Origin of the sequence: Amycolatopsis sp. NPDC051106 (assembly GCF_040682775.1) — a bacterium.
In the GTDB taxonomy this organism is placed as follows: Bacteria; Actinomycetota; Actinomycetes; order Mycobacteriales; family Pseudonocardiaceae; genus Amycolatopsis.
On sequence record NZ_JBFBBQ010000133.1, the window covers coordinates 1 to 19,251 of the forward strand.

Sequence of the window (19,251 nt, forward strand, 5' to 3'; positions counted from 1 at the left end):
CCCACGCCTACGAAACAACAGCCCAGCCGGCTACCACACCTGCGATAGCCTGAGCTAACTCATCAACCCTGTCCGCCCAAACGGGGCAAGCCCAGTCTTGAATGAGTCATTCAAGACCCCCCAAGACCTGAATGACTCATTCAAGACATTCGAATCCGGCCGCAGTGGTCGAGGCGGCCCTCTGCCGGCTCATGCGCGGGCGAGCGGGCTGGGATCCGGTGCACGGCAGCGGCGGAAGCCAGGCGGCCGAACCGCGACTTCGCCGGAACCCTGCCCCGGAACCCGGGGCCTCCTCGATGCCCGGTTCCTTTTCGTTCCAGCCAGCGGGCGCGGTGTCCCGGGCAAACGTCTTGAATGAGTCATTCAAGACCCCCCCAGGACCTGAAAGACTCAGTCAAGACATCCGAATCCGGCCGCGGTGGTCGAGGCGGGTGCTAATCGAGCGTGAACACCTCCACCGGGTGCGGGACGCGGATCACGTCCGCCTCGACCGTCCCCAGCTCGGCCACGGCGTCGAGCAGCGCGGCCCGGCCGGGTGGGCCGCGCCACGGCTGGTGCCGGGCGAACACCAGGAACTCGAGAAGCCGTTGGCGGGTCTCGGAAAGCGGCACCACGATCTCCGCGTCCACCGAGACCGAGCGGAACCCGAGCCCGAGCCGCCGCAGCTCGTCGGCGAGGGTGTCCGCGAACAGCGGCCGCACGATCCCTTGGCGGGCCAGGGAATCCGCGAACGCCGCGTTCAGCGCGTTCGACGGCGTGACCGCCACGATCACCCGCCGATGACGGTTGCGGGCCTCCTTGAGCACCGCCATCCCCTCGGCCGCGCCGAGGTAGCACAGCGACTGGACGAACAGGCCGCACTCGGTCGGCGCGATCCGGCGGTCGGCGGCTTCGGCCATGCTGATCGTGAACAGCCGGTAGCCGCGCACCTTCGGCAGCGCGGCGAGCTCCGCGCGCAAGCGCGCCACCGCTTCGCCGTTGGTGTCCAGGCCCTGGAACCACACCGTTTCCCGCGGCGTCCGCGCGATCAGCTCCAGCTCGAACATTCCGAAGCCGCAGCCGTAGGACGTCAGCTCGAGGTCGGCGCCGCCGCCGAGCTGCGAGGCGACCTCGCCGGCCATCAGCGCCTGCTGGTTCGTCAGGCTGCGGAAGGTGGCGTTGCCGGTGTTGTAGTCCACTTCGTCCATCGCCGCTCCCCCTTTCCCACGCCCGGAAAGCGTCGAAGGGCAGGGATCGCGGCTTCATTCCCGGCGTGCACCGCCGGCGGAAATCGGCGTCGTGCACCGAATTCTACTGCCGGGCGCGGTACGCCCGGGTTTCGCAAATTGCGCGATCAACCCCGTCAGGGCGCCAAATCCAGCGCGCATTCCCCGACGCAGACCTCGGCGGGCCAGTCCAGCCGCAACGCGCGGCCGACGCGGTCGCCGGCGTCCACCGAGACCGCGTGCGCGGCCAGCCCCATCGCCTTCGCGGTGAGGTGGAGCGTCTCCTGCAACGCGCCGAGGTGCAGCAGGGCCGCCGCGTACGCGCGGCTGCGGAGCACCGGCGCGGTGCGCGCCATCCGCGTGGTGACGCTGAGCAGCGCGGCCGGGTGGCGGTGGTCGGCCGCGGCGACCATGGCCATGTCGAGCAGGATCTTGTGGTCCGCAGTGTCCGAAGAGACCAGGAAGAGGCGGTGGCCGGCCGGGTCGTAGTGGTAGATCCCCTGCGGCAGCCCGGAACAGCGGTTGACCGTCAGGTAGAGCTCCAGCTCGTACAGCCGCGCCGTGCTGACGTACGGCCGCTGCGACACCTCGCCCACGGTGCCGTCGGGCAGGCTCGCCGGGCCGCTGGAACGGATCCTCGCGGCCCGGTACAGGAATTCGCCGATCTGGTCCACCGAAAGCTCGCGCGTGGTGAACGCCGGCGCGGCGTGGTCGGTCTCCAGCAGTTCGGTCAGCGTCGGGCCGAGCGCGGCGCGGTCGGTCAGGTCGGGCCGGTGGAGGACGAACTCCCGGCCCGGCGCCAGCGGCTTGGCCACCGGCGAGCGAGGCGGCTCCGCCGTTTCCGGCAGGCCGTACGCCTGCCAGGTGCGGCTGCGGTCGTGGAAGAGCAGCTCCTCGTAGGACCACAGGCTCAGCCCGGGGTCGGTGTCCTCGGCGAACCCGCCGCCGTCCTCCCCCGCCACCACGCACCCCGACGCCACCAGGTAGCCGACGAGCTGGGTGACGACGTCGAGCGGGATCCCTTCCTGCGCGGCGATTTCCGCCGCCGACGCCGCCTTGCCCAGCGACGCGGCGACGTGCACCGCCCACGGCTGGGCCAGCAGCACCCGGAACCGCGCGGACGGGGCCTCCAGGCAGAGCCCGCAGGCGTCGGGGCGCAGCGCGCCGAAGCGCGAGAGCCGGACCGGCCGGGTCGCCGCGATCTCCTCCGGCGCGAACACCGGGTCCGGGACCACCGGCACCACCGACAGCAGCGGCCCCTTGCCGTCGTTGAGTCCCAGCGACCGGACGACCGACCCGCTGAGCTCGGTCAGCACGCGGTCGAGCGCCGCGCCGGGCACCGTCCGGGTGAGACCGCCGTCTTCTTCCCACGACGCGGCCACGTTCGCCGGCGAAACCGGGCCGAGCGCCATCCGGCGAAGCGCCTCCCCGACGAGCGGCCCGGCGTCCGGGAAGTCGAACTCGCCCCAGCGGGTCAGCACGACCAGCGAGGTGCCTTCCCCGAACTCGACCAGGCTGTCCTCGGCGAGCGACCACAACGGAACCGTCTCCGCCGTTTCTTCCGGCGCGTCGAAAGTCACCCCGATGCTCCCCACTGCGCACGGCGGCCGGCTCGCGGACGCATTCCCCCGGCCGGAGCCCGGGGAATGCGCTCTTCACAACGAAAATACGGTTTTCACAGCAATTCGGCCAGCCCCGCGTAGCCGCCTTCCTTCAACCGCAACCCGGACGTCGTCGCATACGCCTCGTCCGCACGGATCCCCAGCCCCTCCACCATGCGGTTCATGAAGTTGAACAGCGCGCACACCAGCACCGCGTCGTGCAGCGCCCGTTCGTCCCAGCCGGCGGCGAACACGGCTTCGGCGTCGTCCTCGGTCATCCGGGACGGGGTGCGGGTCAGCTTGCCGACGTAGGCCAGCACGGGCCGGAGCTTGTCGTCGACCGGGGCCGAGTCCAGGTCGGCGACCGCGGCCGCCAGCAGCCCCTCCGGCACGCCGAACGCCTCCGCGGTGACCGTGTGGATCCCGTGGCAGTAATCGCAGCTGTTCACTCCGGACACGTAGGCCGCGATCAGCTCGCGCTCCCCCGGGGTGAACGGCGACGACTCGCCGCGCATCAGCACCTCGTGGAGGTCGAGCAGGTGCCGCGCCGGGTCCCGGTTCGCCTTGAACACCTGCAGCAGCGTGGTTTCAGCCGGCAGGGACCTCAGGTACGACATCCGGGTGTTCCTTTCCCTCCGCCAGCCCGGAGGCGAGCTGGTCGACCTCGGTGCCGCGCAGCGCGCACGCGGTCAGGTAGGCGATCGTGCCCGCGCCGGCACCGGGCACCGCCGCCGCGACGACGGCCAGGCGGCTCTCCCACTCCCGCCGCAGCGAGCCCGGCGACGACGTCGACGGCGGGTCGCCGAGCCGGTCGCGCAGGGCCAGCCAGTGCTCGCGGCCGGACTCCAGGAGCCCGCCGAGGCCGAACTCCGCCGTGCCGTGCCGCGCCTGGTCGACCACCTGGGTCACCAGGGCCGGGTCGTCGGCGAGCCGGGCGAGCGCGAGGCCGGCGAGCAGCCGGTCGGCGTCGAGACCCAGCAGGATGATCCCGGCTTCGGTCTCGCCGGGCGCGTCGACGTCGGGCAGGGCGAACCGGGAGTCAGACACCGACGACCGCCTCGGCCGGCGCGGCGACTCCGCTGCGCAGCTGCGCGGCGATCGCCGCGGCGACCCGGGTGGTGGCGACGCGGTGGCCGTCGATGTTGCGGGCGGCCGGGCCGAGCACCATCCCGGCCGCGGCCCCGACCACCGACACGCGTGGTTCGCGGTGGTAGGACAGCGTCCGCTCGTCCAGGGACGGCCAGCCGTCGCGGGCGTCGACGATCTCGTCGGGCAGCAGGCCGGTGCCGGTCGACGGCGTCGTGCCCAGCGCGAGCACGACGTGGTCGCCCGCGACCCGCCGGCCGCTTTCCAGCCGCAGCACCACGCTCCCGCCGACCGCGGGCGCGATTTCCTTGACCGCTTCACCGCGGTGGACGACCAGCCGGCCCTCGGCTTCGGCTCGTTCGAGCAGCGGCCGGAACTCGAACATGATCGACGCGCGCCGGAACCGGCCCATCAGGTCGAGCCGCTCGGCCCAGCCGACGCCGTCGAAGCGCTTGCGGCCCTCCGGCCGGAAGAAGGTGGAGTTCACGTCCGCGCACTGGTAGCGCTCGCCGGTCTCCCGGACCACCCAGTGCACCTCGCGCCCGGCCTCGAGCGCGCCGGTGATCAGGTGGGCCGCGGTGAGCCCGGCCCCGACGACCACCTGGCAGCGCGCGCCCGACGGCACCGATTCGTCCCAGAAGGACACGCCACGCGGCGGATGTCCGCCGCCCCACCAGGTTTCCGGCGCCGGCCGGCGTTCTTCGCCCGGGCACAGCACGACGTGGCGGGCGGCGACGGAGAAGCGGTCGGTGTGCACGGTGACCGCGTCCGGCCCCGGGACGACTTCGCGGACCGTCGCCTGCCAGGTCTTCTCCCCGACGTGGTGGGTGGTGACCAGGTGCGCGCAGTAGGCGTCGAAGACGTCCACCGGGACGACCGACCGGTGCCCGGACTGCGCCATCCGGATTTCGCGACGTTCGACGGGAGTCAGCCGGCCCCAATGCAGCCGCGCGAAGTCGAGCAGCTCGCAGTCGCGGAAGCCTTCGACGCCGGGGTGATGTTCGTAGGGCGAGCGCAGCACGCGCTGGCCCAGCAGGTCGATCCGGCCGAAGAACCGCCCGCACGGCCGCCCGGTGCGGTCCACCACGACGACGTCCTGGACGCCGTGGTGCCACAGGGCGGAGGCGACGGCGAGACCGGCCGGCCCGGCACCCACGATCACGACGTCGGCCGCGGGCCGCGGCGACGCCCCCCGCGCCGGGGAAGGTGGCGCGGGAGGACGCGGCCAAGGCCGGCCACGCGGCGAGTCGAGCAGGTGCGGCTCCGGAACGAACTTGATCACTGCTCGCCCGCCGCCGGCTCAGAGCACCGTGACCGGGACGATCAGCTCCACCACCGGCCGCTGGCCCATCCCGTTGGTGACGAGCTCGTCCAGCGTCTGCTGGGACTGTTCGGCGCTGTCGGTGGCGATCGGGCTGTAGCGCGAGTAGAAGTACGTCGGCTTGCGGCCGCCGGTCTCCATCGAGTACGTCTTCAGGACGGTTTCGCCCGGGCGGACCTCGCCGTCGTAGAAGGTGAGGCGGCGCTGGTCCGGCGTCATGAAGCTCTTCGAGAACTGCGGCGACATCAGCATCTCGTCGTCGAGGAACGTCGAGTCCTCGTCCATCACGGCCTGCATCGCGACCCACGTCTGGTCGGTCAGGTTGGTCTCGGCCTTGATGACCTGCCAGCGGCCGGGCTCGGGGAGGCTGACGCTCACCGAAACGTCGTGATCGGTGGTGTCGATCGCACCGGTGATCATCAGGACCCGGCGGCCGAGATCGGCGGTCCCGGTCATCTGGACGTCCCGGGCGCGCACCCGGCTGGAAACATCGAGTCCTGGCAATTCGGGTGAAGACATGGTGCAGCCTCCTACGTTTACCCACCCCAGAAATAGCGGCCTGACCAGCGAACGCTTAAAGGCTTTCACACGGCAAGATACGCTGTCAAGGTGAGGAATACACGTCCGGAAGCGGAAATCCGGCGGCCGGTCGGCGGAAACGACGGCGGCCGGGTGCGGGCCGGACACTAGCCCGTTCGGCCCAGCACTCCGGCCACAGTCACTCGGGACTCGACGTCTCCTGAGCTGCGGCGGCGGTATCCGCTTCGTCGACCGCGCCGACGTGCCGGATTTCGAACGCCGATTCCGCGCGCTGCACCATTACTTTCAGAACCAGTCCCGGTTTCACCATGATGAGGAAATTACCGGGGTCACGCGGGTCGCCGAAAATGTCGTAAACGAGAAATGCGGAACCGTCACCGACGGCGAACAAAGCTTCGTAGACGACGTTCCGCTCCGCCTGCGACGCCGTCTCGGCCCAGCTTTCGAGGACCTCGTGGCCCGCCGTGAGCTGGAGGCGCATTGCCATCCGCCGGCCTCCCAACCGAACGTCGCAGGTCGCCGGCACGCATGGGCCACCGTGCTGCGGTGACACTCCGGCCCGAACACCCTCGATTCTCCCGGCCGGGGGACGCGGTGCTCATCTCCGAGCGTGCGCTCCGGCACCGCCCGTGTCCGGCGCCGGAGCTCCCGCCGCTCAGTTGTAGCCGAGCACGATGTGCTCGCCGAGCTCCTCGTCGGCCGGCTCGGGCGGCGCGACCAGCCGGAGCTTGCCGGGTTCTTCGGTGGCTGCCGGCGTCCAGTCGTCGGCCGGGACCGCTGCTGCTGTCATGGCGTTCCTCGCTTTCGGTGTGTGGGACCACCATGCGCGCCCGGGGTCGAGGATCGGATGGGAACCGCTGACGTGCGCAGCTTTCGAGTGGCCGCGACCGGGGCGCGCGAGGTGCACTGGAGGGACGAATCGACGGCGAGGTGCGCGCATGACGGACCAACGGAAGCCCCCGGGCGGCGCGGCGAACCGCCAGCGCACGTGCGCGATGTGCGGCGCGGAGTTCCGCCCGGGCGAGCGCACGGACCTGGAGGCGTTCTCGGACGGCGAGGTCCGGTACGTGGCGGTCCACCCGGGCCACACGACGCACTCCCCCACCCGCGAGCGCGCGGCGGCGCGGAGGTTGAAGGGGATCCCGGGCCAGGCAGCCTGACAGCCGGCTCGTGTTTCTCCGCCGGCCCTCCCGCGGCAATCCTGCGGCAGTCCTGCTGCACGCTTGGCTGCACCACGGACTTCTCGGGCTTTCGCCGGCTCTCGCGGGCTCTCGCGGGCTGTCGCAGCCAGACGCCGGAAGTCCACGGGAGCGCCCCAAGGCGGCCTTGGGTGCGTCCAACGCACCGAAGGGCCCCTTGGTTGCGCTCAACGCACCGAAGGCCACATTGGGGCGCTTCCGCATGCGCGCACCGAAGGGCCCCTTGGGGCGCTCGGCGAGCCGGGCCGGGCGAGGGCCGGGGCCCGGGCCCGGGCCGGACCGGGCGGGCCGGGCGGGCCGGGCGGGCGGGCGGGCGGAGTCAGTGCGGCAGGCCCGACATCCGCCAAGCTCCCTCGGCGGCCCGCGGCTCCCGGGCCCGCCAAGCCGGGTCTCCCCACACCGACCGCTCCGGCGCGCGACGCGGCCGGGCGCGGGCCGCCGACGCCGCCGACAGGACCGCCACCAGGGCCGCCAGCTCGCTGTCGTCCGGGGCGCCGTGCAGCACGCGGATCGCGGACATCGCGCACCCCTCCGTCAGATCGGCAGGTTGCCGTGCTTGCGGCCCGGCGCCGGCTTGCGCTTGGCGCGCAGCATCGCCAAGCCGCGGGCCACCGCCGCGCGGGTCTCGGCCGGGTCGATGATGTCGTCGACCAGGCCTCTTTCCGCCGCGTACTGCGGGTTCAAGTACTCCTCCGTGTACTCCGCCACCAGCTTCGCGCGCAACGCCGCCGGGTCCGCGGCGGCCGCCAGGTCCCGGCGGTACAGGACGTTCACCGCGCCCTCCGCGCCCATCACCGCGATCTGGTTCGTCGGCCACGCCAGCGACAGGTCGCACCCGATCGAGCGCGAGTCCATCACGATGTACGCGCCGCCGTACGCCTTGCGCAGGATCACCTGGATGCGCGGGACCGTCGCCTCGCAGTACGCGTGCAGCAGCTGCGCGCCCTGGCGGATGATCCCGCCGCGCTCCTGCTCCACCCCCGGCAGGAACCCCGGCACGTCCACGAGAGTCACCAGCGGGATGCCGAACGCGTCGCAGAACCGCACGAACCGCGCGGCCTTCTGGGACGCCGGCCCGTCGAGCACCCCGGCGAACACCATCGGCTGGTTGCCGACCAGGCCGACGACGCGGCCGTCGATCCTCGCCAACGCGCACAGGACGTTGCGCGCCCAGCCCTCGTGCAGCTCGAAGAACTCGCCGTCGTCGGCGACTTCGGTGAAGACGTCCCGCATGTCGTACGGCTGGTTCGGCTCCACCGGCACCAGCTCCGCCAGCCGGGGCCGGTAGTCGTCGGCCGCGTTCGTCGGCGCGGTCGCGGGCGGGGGGTCGAGGTAGTTCGAAGGCAGCAGCGACACCAGGTACCGGACGTCGGCCAGGCAGCTCTCCTCGTCGTCGTGCACCACCGTCGCGACGCCGGACGCGCTCCCGTGGACGTCCGCGCCGCCGAGTTCCTCGTGCGTGACGCGCTGTCCGCTCACCGCCTCGACGACGTCGGGCCCGGTCAGGTACATCCGCGCGGTGTCGCGCACCATGAACGTGAAGTCCGCGAGCGCCGGCGAGTACGCCGCGCCGCCCGCGCACGGGCCGAGGATGACGCTGATCTGCGGGATCACCCCGGACGCCTCGACCTGACGGCGGAAGATGCCGCCGTAGCCGTTGAGCGCCAGCACACCCTCCTGGATCCGGGCGCCGCCGCTGTCGTTGAGCCCGATCACCGGGGCGCCGTTGGCCACCGCGAGGTCGAGCACCTTGTGGATCTTCGCCGCGTGCGCCTCGCCCAGCGATCCCCCGAAGAGCGTGAAGTCCTGGGCGTAGACGAACACCCGGCGCCCGTCGATCGTGCCGGAGCCGGCGACGACGCCGTCGGTGTGCGGGCGGTTGCCCGCCAGGCCCGGGCCGGTCGCGTGGTGGCGCCGGTAGGGCTCGATCTCGGTGAAGGAGTCGTCGTCGAGCAGCAGGGCGAGCCGTTCGCGCGCGGTCAGCTTGCCCAGCGAGTGCTGCCGCCGGACGGCGTCGAGCTTGCCCTCGTTGATGTGCGAGCGCAGCTCTTCACGGCGCCGGCGCAGCAACCGCATGTCGGGCGGCCGCGCCGGGTCGGCGGCGCGGGCCAGCTCGATGACCTGGGCCTCCCCGGTCGGCGCCGGGCGGCCCAGCCGGCGGCGCCGGACCCCCTCGGGGACCGGCACCACCTCCGCGTCTTCGGCCCGCACGGCGCCGGAGTCCTGGGGTCCGCTCACGCGGCATCCCTCATCCGGGCCTGGTGGTCCCGCTCGATCTCGGCGACGATGGCGGACCACACGATGCCGCGGCCCAGCCGGGGCATCGGGCGGACCAGCGCCTCGACGGGAGCCGGGGTGAGGATCGCCGGCGCGGGCCGCCGGTCACCGGTGTCCGCGTGCCCGGCATCGCTGGTGGTCATGACAGGACCTCCTCGGTCTGCGCGGCCCCGGGTCCGGGACCGGTGAGAGCTGACGGCCGGCTGTCCGGAGTGGACAGTCCGGGCCGGGTCGCCGCACCCGCCTGGCGGGCGGTGACGCGCCCGGTGGCGTGCAGCCAGGCCACCGCGTCGCGCACGGTCTCGAGCACCGGCCGGGCCGGCACGTCCCCGGTGGGCGCGCCCGCGGCGACCGGCACCGCGGTCGCGCAGACGTGGATCGCGCCGTACTGCACCGGCAACGCCCACGGCCAGACGCGCTGCACCCGGTCGGCGAACCGCCCCACCGGGTACAGGGCGCGCGGCGGCAGGAACACCGCCGGCAGCGCCCGCCCGGTCGCCGCCCGGACGGTGGCCAGGTACTCCCGGGTGGTCAGGAACCGGCCCGGCCCGAAGAACGCGGCACCGCGCGCCTCCCCGCCGAGGAGCCGGGCGTGCAGCTCGGCCGAGTCGCGGACGTCCCCGATCGGGAGCCCGCCGCCCGGCCAGATCGGCGTCCGCCCGCGCAGGAGGTCCCGCAGCCGGGCGTTCTGGTCGCCCAGGCGCGGGTCGTGCGGGCCGAGCAGCGCCGGCGGGTAGGTGAGGACGACCGGCGCCCCGGTCGCCCGGTGCTGCCGCGCGATCCGCTCGGCCGCGGCCTTCGACGCCAGGTAGGGCTCCCGCGACTCGCCGACCGGAGCGGCGGCCCCGATCGACGGCGCGGTCGTGGGGTAGAGCGCCCCGACGGTGGAGACATGCACGATCCGGCCGGTGCCCGCCCGGCGCGCGGCCCCGAGCACCACCTCGGTGCCGCGCACGTTCGCCCGCCACAGCTCGTCGCGACGCCGGCTGTCGAACGTGTAGACGCCGGCCGCGTGCAGCAGCGCGTCCGCCCCGGCCACCAGCCGGCGGGCCGCGGCGGGATCCGTGACGTCACCCGCCACGACGTCCACTGTGGACTCGTCGACGCCGCTCGCGTCCCGGGCGAGCAGCCGGACCCGATGCCCCCGCCGCAGCAGCGCCGCGACGGTGTGGGCACCGAGGAAGCCGGTGCCGCCCGTGACCGCGATCAGCATGCCCTCTCCCCCTTCAGGCCGCGCGGGCCTTCCCGTCGATCTGGTGGTAGCTGCCGCTGTAGAAGACCAGCGCGTCCTCGCCGGTCCCGCGGCTGGTCGCGACCACGCGGCCCAGGAAGATCGAGTGGTCACCGCCCGCCACGACCTGCTCCAGCTCGCATTCCAGCCAGGCCAGCGCCCCGGCCAGCAGCGGGGCCCCGGTCTTGGTGCCCGGCGTGTAGCCGACCGCCTCGAACTGGGCCATCCCGTCGGGGCGCCGCCAGTCGGCGAAGTACTTCGACGTGTCCTGCTGGTCCGCCGCGAGGATGTTCACGCCGAACGAGCCGGCGGTGACGATCGCGGTGTGCATCCGGGCCGCCCGGGACACGCAGCACAGCACCATCGGCGGCTCCAGCGAGACCGACGAGAAGGCGTTCGCGGTCATGCCGTGGGCGTCCTCCCCGCCCGCCGTCAGCACCGTCACGCCGGTGGCGAACTGCGCCATCACCTGCCGCAGCCCCGGCTGGGCCGAGAGGCCCCGACGCGACGATGGCGTCGGGAGCCGCTTCAGCACGGGAGGCTCGGATTCGTGGGCCACTTCATGCTCCCTTGCCGTTGACCGCGGCCGTCCAGTAGGGCACCAGCGCCTCGCGCAGCTGCTCGGGGACGCGCGACGGCACGGTCGCCGTGTTGGGCCCGCGCATGCAGGCGATCCGCTGCCGCCCCCGGGCCACCAGCCGCTCCTCGCCGCCCTCGGTGAGGTGGACGTAGTCGAACGCGAACTGGATCTGCGTCGAGGTGAGCTCCTCCAGCCGCAGCCGGATGGACAGCTCGTCGAACGCGGTGATCTCGGCGAAGAACTCGCATTCCACCTTGAGGGTGAACAGCTTCAGGTCGTGGCGGACCTCCTCGAGGACCGCCGGGGCCTTCTCCTTCAGGAACATCTCGCGGCACCGGCCCTGCCAGCGCACGTAGTTCACGTAGTAGACGTTGCCCACCAGATTGGTCTCTTCGAAGCCGACCGTGTGGCGGATCTCGTAGTAGTCGGCCATCTTCAGTTCCCCTCTGTGTGGAGCACCGCGAACACGATCGGGTCGGTCCGGTCGTTGACGGTCGTCGACCAGGTGGCGATCCGGGCGGCGCCGGAGGCGAGCAGCGCCCACCCGTCTGCGTCGACCTGGCGCACCGTCAGCGCCTGCGTCATCGAACCGGTCTTGCGGACGCACTCCAGCGCGCTCCAGACCCGCGTGTTGGCCACGCTGATCGGTTCGCCGGTGTCCGCGGCCAGCAGCCGGCCGAGGGCGAGCAGCTCTTCGCCCAGCAGCCCGGCCCAGTCCTCTTCGGTGCGTTCGATCGCCGTCTCGATGTCGCAGGCGACCTGGTCGGCGCCGACGACCGCGAGGGTCAGCTCCGAGGTGTGCGACGCGGTGACGTTCACGTCGTCGCACTCGGGCTTCCCGTCCGGGCGGTACCGGATCTCGATCGGCTTGTCGAGCGCACGGCCCGCGGCGAGCGCGGTCTGCGCCCTCCGCTCGGCGATGCCCTCGGCCGGGCGCCCGACCGGGTCCGGCTCGAGGACCACCGACCGCGTCCCGCCGAGCAGCCGCTCGCAGGCACGCTCCACGTAGGACCCGAGCATCGACGGGACCCACGGCCCGGCGCCGTCGCGCTTGCGGACCGCGCGCAGCTTCAGGCCTTCCCAGCGCTCGACCAGCGTCCCGTCCGGGTTGCGCACGTCGAGGTCGTAGACGTAGCTGTCGCCGTCCTGGCTGCGTTCCTTCGCGTCCAGCAGCACGTACTCGTCGTGCTGGGCGCCCGGCTCGGCCAGGTACAGCTTCTCGATGCCCTGCGGCAGCAGCGTCGCGTCCGGGACGCAGCACTGGATCGCGTGCATCATCGCGTCCCGGGTGCCGGGGTCGGCCAGCAGCCGCTCCTGGGGGAGGAACGGAGCGAACCAGTAGTGGTCCGCGCTGGTCGAGATCTCGGCGACGGCGTGCCGGGCGCTCGCCCGGCGGTAGCCGAGGACCCGCTGGAACCGCTTGCCCTGGAACAGGACCGAGCCGTACAGCTCGCTGATCGGCTCGACCGGGACCGGCGGCAGCGCGACGTCACGGGGGACGCACTCGCCGATCTCGGCCGGCCGGGCGAAGCTCAGCCGGGCCTTGAAGTGGTCGGCGCTGAAGCCGGTCTCGTCGCTGCGGATCACGACGTCGACGGTGTCGGCGTCGCGGGCCAGCGTGGCCAGCCGGACCGTGGTCGACCCGCCCGGCGAGACGATGATCGGCCGGAGGAACTCGACGTCGGAGAGCACCGGGGTGCCGGTGCGGTCCAGCGTCGCCGCCGCGGCCTGCGTCATGGCCTCCATGCCGAGCACCGCCGGGAACAGCAGCTGCCCGTCGAGCAGGTGGTCGGTCAGGTACGGGTCGGCACCGTCGGAGAGGTCGGCTTCGGTGATCAGCTCGACGCCCGGGTAGTGCACGACCGCGCGGTCGACGAACCGGGACAGCGGCAGCTCCCGCTTCTGGATCGGCAGCGTGGCCAGGCCCGACGTGCGGCCGCAGACCACCAGCACCGGCGGCGCGGCCGGGTCGGCCAGCACCTGGCGGAGGATGGTGATGCCCTCCTCGGTGGGGATCGGCGTGATGCCGTCCCGCATCAGGGCGGACACGACACCGAGCTTCTCGCCCATGCCGGTGCCCGACCAGACCGACCACTCCAGCGCGATCGCCCGCGCCTGCGGGTGTTCCTGGCCGAAGCGCAGGGTCAGCTCGGTCATCCAGTCGTTCGCCGTGGCGTAGTGCGCCTCACCGCGCAGGCCCGCCCGGCCGATGATGCTGCCGAAGGTGACCAGGAGCTTGATCTTGTCCTGGTCCACCGCGGCGAGCACCGCGTTGAGCCCGCCGATCTTCGGGGCGAGGGTCTTGCGGAAGCTGTCCTCGGTCAGGCTGAAGAGGGCGGCCGGCTCGTTGCGGCCCGCGCCGTGCAGGACCGCCGTGACCGGGCCGAGCTCGGCCTGGACCCGGGCGACCGCCTCGGCGATCTGCGGTGCGCTGGTGACGTCGGCGCGCTCGTAGCGGTAGCGGATGCCCGCCGCCTCCATGCGGTCGAGGTTCTCCGCCAGCTCGGTGTCGGTCTCCGGGTCACTGCGCCCGAGCAGGGCCAGCTTGGCCCCGGAGTCCTTGGCCAGCGCCAGCGCGCTCTCCGCGGTGATGCCCTTGCCGCCACCGGTGACGAGCAGGACGTCGGAGGAGTCCAGCGAGTCGCGGATCGGGCCGGGCTTCGGCGCCGGCAGCGCGGACAGCCGCGGCACCGTGCGGCCGCCGTCGGCGCCGTAGCGGGCTTCGGTGAAGTCCGTGGTCGCGGCGACCTCGGCCACCACGGTGTGCACGGCTTCGGCGATCGCGTCCACATCGGACGGTGCCGGGTCCGCGAAGTCGATGATCGTCGTCTTCGCCGACGGGTCCTCGAGCCGCAGGGTCCTGGCCAGGCCGGCGGCGCCGTAGCCGTGGTGCACCACCACGAAGCGCGTGCCGTTGGGGGCGGCCATGACGGCGCGGCCGGCGTCGAGGAACAGGCCGACGTGGCTGGAGTCGCAGTCCGCCGGCAGGCAGAGCACGACGCCGTCACCGGCGCCGGACGCCGCGAGCGCGGCCCTCAGCGGTTCGGCCAGCGGGTGCCGCGGCGTCGAGAAGACCTGCCAGTCGGCGTGGCCGGTGCCCGGCGTGAGGTCGGCGTTGGGCCGCGGCGCGGGCACGTACTCGACCGCGAACGGCCGGACCCACGGTCCGACGCCCGGGGCCTCGCCCTTGCCCGTGTCGCTCGGCTTCGCCGTCTGCGCCAGCTCGTCGATCATCTCGGCGAGCTCACCGAGGCACACCGTCGCGAAGTTCGGCATGCCTTCCAGCGCGGGCCGGCCCAGCGCCCGGGTGACGTCGTTGACCAGCTGCCCGACCGTGATCGACGACAGGTGCAGGTCGTCGAGCGGGTGGGTGTCGGCCGTGACGGCCTCCAGCGGCAGCTCGACGCGCTCGGCGGCGAGCTTGCGCAGCAGGTCCAGGGTCGAGCCGTCGCCCTCGGCGGTTCCGGCGTCGGCCTCGGCGGCCTGGGCCTTCTCCGCGGCGAGCTCGGCGGCCAGCTCGCTGTCGATCGACGGCGCCGCCTCGCACGGGCTGGCGAGGAAGTTGAACTCGCCGTCGGCGGGCAGGGCGCGCACGACGCGGCCTTCGAACAGCGCGTCGGTCGTGATCGGGGCGCCGAGCGCGAACGCCGCGCCGACGACCCGCAGCAGGGCCTGCAGCGACGCGTTGTCCGTGTCGATCGCGAGCACCGGGGTCTCCGGCGCGATCTCCTCGAAGAGCCCGGTCAGCACCCGGCCGGGGCCGACCTCGACCACCAGGTCGCTGCGCTCGGCCACCTTGGCGGCGGCCTCGCGGAAGCGGACCGGCAGCACGATCTGGTCGCGCAGCAGCTCGGGCAGGTTCTCGGCGGTGTGCAGCACGTCGCCGCTGACCGTCGAGACGACGGGCCGCTCGAGCCGGGCGAAGGTGAACTGGCCCAGCCGCTCGGTCATCGCGTTCGCGGCCGGTTCGACGGCCGGCGAGTGGAAGGCGTGCGAGACCTTGATGCGGGTCGCGCCGACACCCTGGGCCTTGGCCCGGGCGACGATCTTGTCGATCGCCCCGGCGGGGCCGGAGATCACGGTCTGCTCGGGCGCGTTGTACCCCGCGATGACGACGTCGGTGCCCAGGCCCAGTTCCTCGACGCGGCCGGGCGAAGCGGCGATCCCGGCCATCGCGCCGGTGCCGTCGCCGGTCGTCGTGGCCATCACCTTGCCGCGGACCTTCGCCAGCTCCAGCAACCCCCGTTCGTCGAGCGCGCCACCCCAGTGCAGGGCGGTCAGCTCGCCGAGGCTGTGCCCGGTCGCGGTGGCGGCCTCGATGCCGAAGGAGCGCAGCACCCGCAGCGCGGCCAGCGAACCGGTGACGATCCGCGGCTGGGCCACCTCGGTGGCGACCTGGTCGCCGGCGACCGGCAGGGCCGCGGCGCGGTAGACCTCCTCGGCCGCGGTGAACCGGCGGCGCAGGGCGCTGTCGCCGCCGCGCCCGGACCCCTGGCCGGGGAACAGGTAGCCGATCTTCGGCGCGGTGCCGCGGCTGCTCGCGAAGATGCCGTCGGCCGAGTCGAAGACCGAGTCACCGGACTCCAGCTGTTCCAGCAGCTTCGTCAGCTTCCGCTCGGCGTGCTCCGGGTTGGCCGCGACGACCGCGGCGCGCACCGCCCGGCCGGCCAGCTTCCCGGCCAGCTCGCCGGCGAGGTCGGTCAGCTCGGCGAACGACAGCTTGGGCACGACCTCCAGCGTCGCGGCGATGTTCCCGCGCAGGGTCGCGACGTCGTCGGCGTCGAACAGCAGCAGCTCGGCGTCCTGCCGGCCGGCCACCAGGGCGCGGGCCCGCTCGTCGAGTTCGCGGCGGCGCGCGGCGGTCGGCGCCTCCGTGACGGTGACGTGGGAGTTGATGCCGCCGAAGCCCATCGCGGAGACACCGGCGCGCACCGGCTGGTCCTCGGGCCAGAGGGACGCGTCGCGCGGGACGTACATCCGCGCCGACGACCCGGTCAGCGACTCGTGCGGCTCGTAGTGCCCGGTGGCCGGCGGGATGACCTGGTGGTAGACCGCCAGCGTCGCCTTGATCAGGCCGGCGACCCCGGCCGCGGCCTTGGTGTGCCCGATGTTGCCCTTGATGGTCGACAGCGCGGCCTGCTTGGCCAGCGGGTCGGCGTCGCGGCGGGCGGTGGACAGCGCCTCGATCTCGGTGGCGTCGCCCAGCGCGGTGCCGGTGCCGTGGCCCTCGAAGTAGGAGACGCTCTCGACGCCGTACCCGGCGCGGTCGTAGGCGCGCTTGAGGGCCAGCCGGTGCCCGGCGGCTTCGGGCCGCGTGATGCCGCCCTTGCCGTCGGAGGAGACGCCCCAGCCGCCGATCGACGCGTAGATCCGCTTGCCCTGCTCCAGCGCGTCGCTCTCGCGCATCAGGACGAGCATGCCCGAGCCTTCGCCGGGCCAGAAGCCGTTGGAGTCGGCGTCGTAGACCTTCATCTCGCGCTTGGCCAGCGCGCCGGTCTTCGCGAAGCCGATCACCTCGAACGGGTCGATCGAGAGGTCGACGCCGCCGGCGACGGCGAGGTCGAGGTCGCCCTGCACCAGCGCGTTGGCCGCGGTCACCACGGACAGCAGCGAGGACGAGCAGGCGCCGTCGACGGTGTACCCGCCGCCGGCGAAGTCGAAGTGGTTGCACACGCGACCGGCGATGGTGTTCGCCAGGCCACCGGCGAGGCTGTCCTCGTTGATCTCGGGGAACGGTTCCTTGTACTGGACCTCGAGTTCGCGCAGGAAGCTCGCGGTGTCCTCGTCCTCCCAGCCGCGGGCGGTCAGCGCCGCCGCGACCGTGCGGCGGACGTACGGCCAGCGCAGCCGCATGATGTTGGCCCGGGAGAACTCGCCCGTGAGGCTGTTGCCGATGACCACACCGGTGCTCTGCCGCGGGGCTCCGTCGCCTTCACCGAACCCGGCGTCCGCCAGCGCCGCGGCGGCGACGTCGAGCGCCAGCCAGTGCGTCGTGTCGGTCGCCCGGAAGGTGCTGCCGGCGACCTTGTGCGCCACCCGGTCGAATTCGTAGTCCCGCAGCACGGCCGCCTTGGACGCGTAGAAGCGGTCCGGCGCCTTCGGGTCGGGCGAGTAGTAGTCCGCCCGGTTCATCCGTTCGTCCGGCAGCCTGCGGAACGCCCGGCGCCCGGCCAGCACGTTTTCCCAGAGCTCCTCCGGAGAACTCGCGTCGGGGTACCGGAGACCGATACCGACGATCGAAATCCGCTCTACGCTCATGCCACCGCACTCCCACTGGCTCTCGAGCCCCGTATCACCGGAACCATCAGGTCCCCGCTGTCCTCCCGGTGCGGGATGGGGATCCCGCACCGGTCACTTCCTTCGAGCCGCGGCGGCGCCGCTGCCCGGTACGCCCGGTGTTCCCGGCCGTGCGGTCCAGCATCTCCCGGGCCGTCCGGACCGTCTTCTTTCTCCCTGCCCCGGCCCGCACGTCAGCACGCTGGGACAAGGACACAGACTGTCTACTTAGGACTTACCGGTGTCGAACTGGCCGGGCCGGCGGCCCTGGCCCGCCGGCCCGCGGTAGGCCTGGGCGATGTCGAGCCACTGGTCCGCCAGCGTGCCCTTCGCCCGGATGTCGAGGTCGTAGCGGTGCCGCCGCCGGGTGACGAGCAGGCAGAAGTCCTCGGCGCTGCCGCTGACCACCTGCGTCGCGCCGGCGGGCCCGAACGTCCAGAGCGCGCCCGAAGGCGCGGTGAGCTCGAAGCGGAACTCCTCCGCGGGCGGCGTCAGGTTCCGCGCCTCGTAGCCGAAGTCCCGGACCCGGACGGCGAACCCCACCAGGTGCTTGATCCGGTCGGTGCGCACCGGGCGCACGCCGAGCGCGTCGGCGACGTCCTGGCCGTGGCCGAACAGCTCCATCATCCCGGCGCAGGCGAGCACGTACGGTGGCAGCGGGTTCACCAGCCACGGCACCAGCTGGTCGCCGGGCACCGCGGCCAGCGCCTTGATCCCCGCGTCGCGCTCGGCGCGCCAGCGGGTCAGCAGCACCTCGGCCGGGTCGTGGATGAACTCCTGCAGCGCGCCTTCGACCGCGTTCTCGAAACCGACCGAGGCCACGGCTTTGGTCATCTGGACGAACGCCTCCGGCTGCGCGGCCGAGAGGCCCGCGATCCGGAAGATGAACGCGAGGTGCGCGATCTGGTGCCGGACCGCCCAGCCGGGCGCCGGGGTCGGGGTGTCCCACCCCGCCTCGGGGAGGCCGGCGACGAGGGCGTCCACCTCGGCGGCATCCGCGGTCAGGTCGGCGATCACGGCCGTGGTGTCAGTCACCTGTTTGTCCTCTCACCGGTGCGACGTCTACTCGTGGGCCGGGACCGCCGCGAGGAGGGCGGGTAAGGGGAGCCCTTCCTCGCGGCGGCCACCGGCTGGGCGGATCGGGTCGCCGGGGCGGCGGCACGGACCGGGTCAGGTTCGGTGTGTCCCGGTGCTGCGCGCCCCGGCGGGCGATCCGACCTCTCGATCATCACCCGCGCCGACCTGGGGAGTCTTCTCTTCGCGGGCGGAGGGAAAGCCGCTCACCGGCCGCCACGGCCGCGGTGAGAGCCGCCCACGACACGAGCTCCACCAGGCCGCGATCGTCCGTCCTTTCCGGACGGACGTCGGCGGGCCCCACCTGGTAGGGCGCCTTGGCCGTGAGCAGCGCCAGCCGGCCCTCCGCGCGTTCGCCGTCGGGCAGCTCGGCGAGCACCGCCTCGGCCCACGCGCGGCTCAGCCCGGGCGGCTTCCCGTCCCAGGCCTTGACTTCACGGCGGACGAGGTCCCGCACGCGGGGCGGCACCGAGCGTTCGCCGGCGGCCTCGATCGCCGCCGCGGCGCGCGCGAAGGCGTCGGCCACGGTGCCGCCCGGAGGCGCCCAGCCGGGGCCGTCGGTGGCGGTGACGGGCAGCAGGGCAAGGCTCGTCCCGGCCGGTGGCGGCGCCCCCGGCTTCAGGAAGTACCCCAGGACCGCCTTGGCCTTCTCCCGCGCCGCCGGCGGGACGGCTTCGGGCAGCGGTGACCGGTCGAGGAACACGCTCACCACCCGGTTCAGGTAGTGGAACGCCACGGCCACGGCGGTGAACTCGGCGGCGGTGTCCGCGGGGACGGCCGCGGGCAGCCGGCCCTCGCCCCGCGCCCACGCCGAAGCGGCTCGTGCCACGGCCCGGTGCCGGCGACCAGGATCCGCGCGGT

The 19,251-nt window shown here is 73.2% G+C and carries 18 protein-coding genes; 1 reads left to right on the forward strand and 17 read right to left on the reverse strand.

Going from position 1 to position 19,251, the window contains the following annotated elements:
• Nucleotides 1-434: 434 nt before the first annotated feature.
• From AB0M83_RS45350 to AB0M83_RS45385, 8 genes are all read right to left on the reverse strand, one after another.
• Entirely contained in the window at nucleotides 435-1,187 is a 753-nt protein-coding gene (locus AB0M83_RS45350) for a hypothetical protein (protein WP_364527889.1), read from the reverse strand.
• Between the two features lie 155 nt (nucleotides 1,188-1,342).
• A complete protein-coding gene (locus AB0M83_RS45355) occupies nucleotides 1,343-2,785 on the reverse strand; it encodes a SagB family peptide dehydrogenase (RefSeq protein WP_364527892.1) in 1,443 nt (480 codons plus the stop codon).
• Between the two features lie 95 nt (nucleotides 2,786-2,880).
• A complete protein-coding gene (locus AB0M83_RS45360; RefSeq protein WP_364527894.1) occupies nucleotides 2,881-3,423 on the reverse strand; it encodes a peroxidase-related enzyme in 543 nt (180 codons plus the stop codon).
• Entirely contained in the window at nucleotides 3,395-3,853 is a 459-nt protein-coding gene (locus tag AB0M83_RS45365; RefSeq protein WP_364527897.1) for a DUF6187 family protein, read from the reverse strand. The genes AB0M83_RS45360 and AB0M83_RS45365 overlap by 29 nt, the downstream gene beginning before the upstream one ends.
• The gene (locus AB0M83_RS45370) at nucleotides 3,846-5,174 is read right to left on the reverse strand and encodes an FAD-dependent oxidoreductase (RefSeq protein WP_364527900.1); all 1,329 of its coding nucleotides are present in this window, start codon (nucleotides 5,172-5,174) and stop codon (nucleotides 3,846-3,848) included. Before AB0M83_RS45370 ends, AB0M83_RS45365 begins: the two co-directional genes overlap by 8 nt.
• Nucleotides 5,175-5,192: 18 nt before the next feature.
• A complete protein-coding gene (locus AB0M83_RS45375) occupies nucleotides 5,193-5,669 on the reverse strand; it encodes a DUF6423 family protein (RefSeq protein ID WP_350310758.1) in 477 nt (158 codons plus the stop codon).
• A 262-nt stretch (nucleotides 5,670-5,931) separates the two neighbouring features.
• Nucleotides 5,932-6,240, reverse strand: coding sequence for a DUF6235 family protein (locus AB0M83_RS45380; protein WP_364527930.1), 309 nt, complete (start codon nucleotides 6,238-6,240; stop codon nucleotides 5,932-5,934).
• A gap of 168 nt (nucleotides 6,241-6,408) precedes the next feature.
• Nucleotides 6,409-6,543 carry a hypothetical protein gene (locus tag AB0M83_RS45385; protein ID WP_364527903.1) on the reverse strand — a complete coding sequence of 45 codons (135 nt, stop codon included), beginning with the start codon at nucleotides 6,541-6,543 and terminating at the stop codon, nucleotides 6,409-6,411.
• Between the two features lie 148 nt (nucleotides 6,544-6,691).
• On the opposite strand from AB0M83_RS45385, the gene AB0M83_RS45390 reads away from it, so the two are divergent.
• Nucleotides 6,692-6,913 carry a hypothetical protein gene (locus tag AB0M83_RS45390; protein ID WP_364527906.1) on the forward strand — a complete coding sequence of 74 codons (222 nt, stop codon included), beginning with the start codon at nucleotides 6,692-6,694 and terminating at the stop codon, nucleotides 6,911-6,913.
• Between the two features lie 358 nt (nucleotides 6,914-7,271).
• On the opposite strand, the gene AB0M83_RS45395 is transcribed toward AB0M83_RS45390, so the two are convergent.
• The 9 genes from AB0M83_RS45395 to AB0M83_RS45435 form a co-directional block, all read right to left on the reverse strand.
• The gene (locus AB0M83_RS45395; RefSeq protein WP_364527909.1) at nucleotides 7,272-7,472 is read right to left on the reverse strand and encodes an acyl-CoA carboxylase epsilon subunit; all 201 of its coding nucleotides are present in this window, start codon (nucleotides 7,470-7,472) and stop codon (nucleotides 7,272-7,274) included.
• Nucleotides 7,473-7,486: 14 nt separating this feature from the next.
• A complete protein-coding gene (locus tag AB0M83_RS45400; RefSeq protein WP_364527912.1) occupies nucleotides 7,487-9,190 on the reverse strand; it encodes an acyl-CoA carboxylase subunit beta in 1,704 nt (567 codons plus the stop codon).
• Nucleotides 9,187-9,372: a DUF6222 family protein gene (locus tag AB0M83_RS45405; RefSeq protein ID WP_364527915.1), complete on the reverse strand. Its 186-nt coding sequence runs from the start codon at nucleotides 9,370-9,372 to the stop codon at nucleotides 9,187-9,189. The genes AB0M83_RS45400 and AB0M83_RS45405 overlap by 4 nt, the downstream gene beginning before the upstream one ends.
• A complete protein-coding gene (locus AB0M83_RS45410) occupies nucleotides 9,369-10,442 on the reverse strand; it encodes an NAD-dependent epimerase/dehydratase family protein (protein ID WP_364527917.1) in 1,074 nt (357 codons plus the stop codon). The genes AB0M83_RS45405 and AB0M83_RS45410 overlap by 4 nt, the downstream gene beginning before the upstream one ends.
• A 13-nt stretch (nucleotides 10,443-10,455) precedes the next feature.
• On the reverse strand, nucleotides 10,456-10,926 hold the full coding sequence (locus AB0M83_RS45415; protein WP_364527933.1) for a flavin reductase family protein: 471 nt from the start codon (nucleotides 10,924-10,926) through the stop codon (nucleotides 10,456-10,458).
• Nucleotides 10,927-11,020: 94 nt separating this feature from the next.
• A complete protein-coding gene (locus tag AB0M83_RS45420; RefSeq protein ID WP_285480860.1) occupies nucleotides 11,021-11,473 on the reverse strand; it encodes an acyl-CoA thioesterase in 453 nt (150 codons plus the stop codon).
• A gap of 2 nt (nucleotides 11,474-11,475) precedes the next feature.
• Complete coding sequence (locus AB0M83_RS45425) at nucleotides 11,476-17,298, reverse strand: type I polyketide synthase (protein ID WP_364527921.1); 5,823 nt, start codon at nucleotides 17,296-17,298, stop codon at nucleotides 11,476-11,478.
• A 246-nt stretch (nucleotides 17,299-17,544) separates the two neighbouring features.
• Nucleotides 17,545-18,351 (reverse strand): TIGR03084 family metal-binding protein, encoded by an 807-nt coding sequence (locus AB0M83_RS45430; RefSeq protein WP_364527924.1) that lies wholly within the window; start codon nucleotides 18,349-18,351, stop codon nucleotides 17,545-17,547.
• A 193-nt stretch (nucleotides 18,352-18,544) separates the two neighbouring features.
• The coding region (locus AB0M83_RS45435; RefSeq protein ID WP_364527927.1) for a carboxymuconolactone decarboxylase family protein at nucleotides 18,545-19,251 on the reverse strand (707 nt) is incomplete at its 5' end.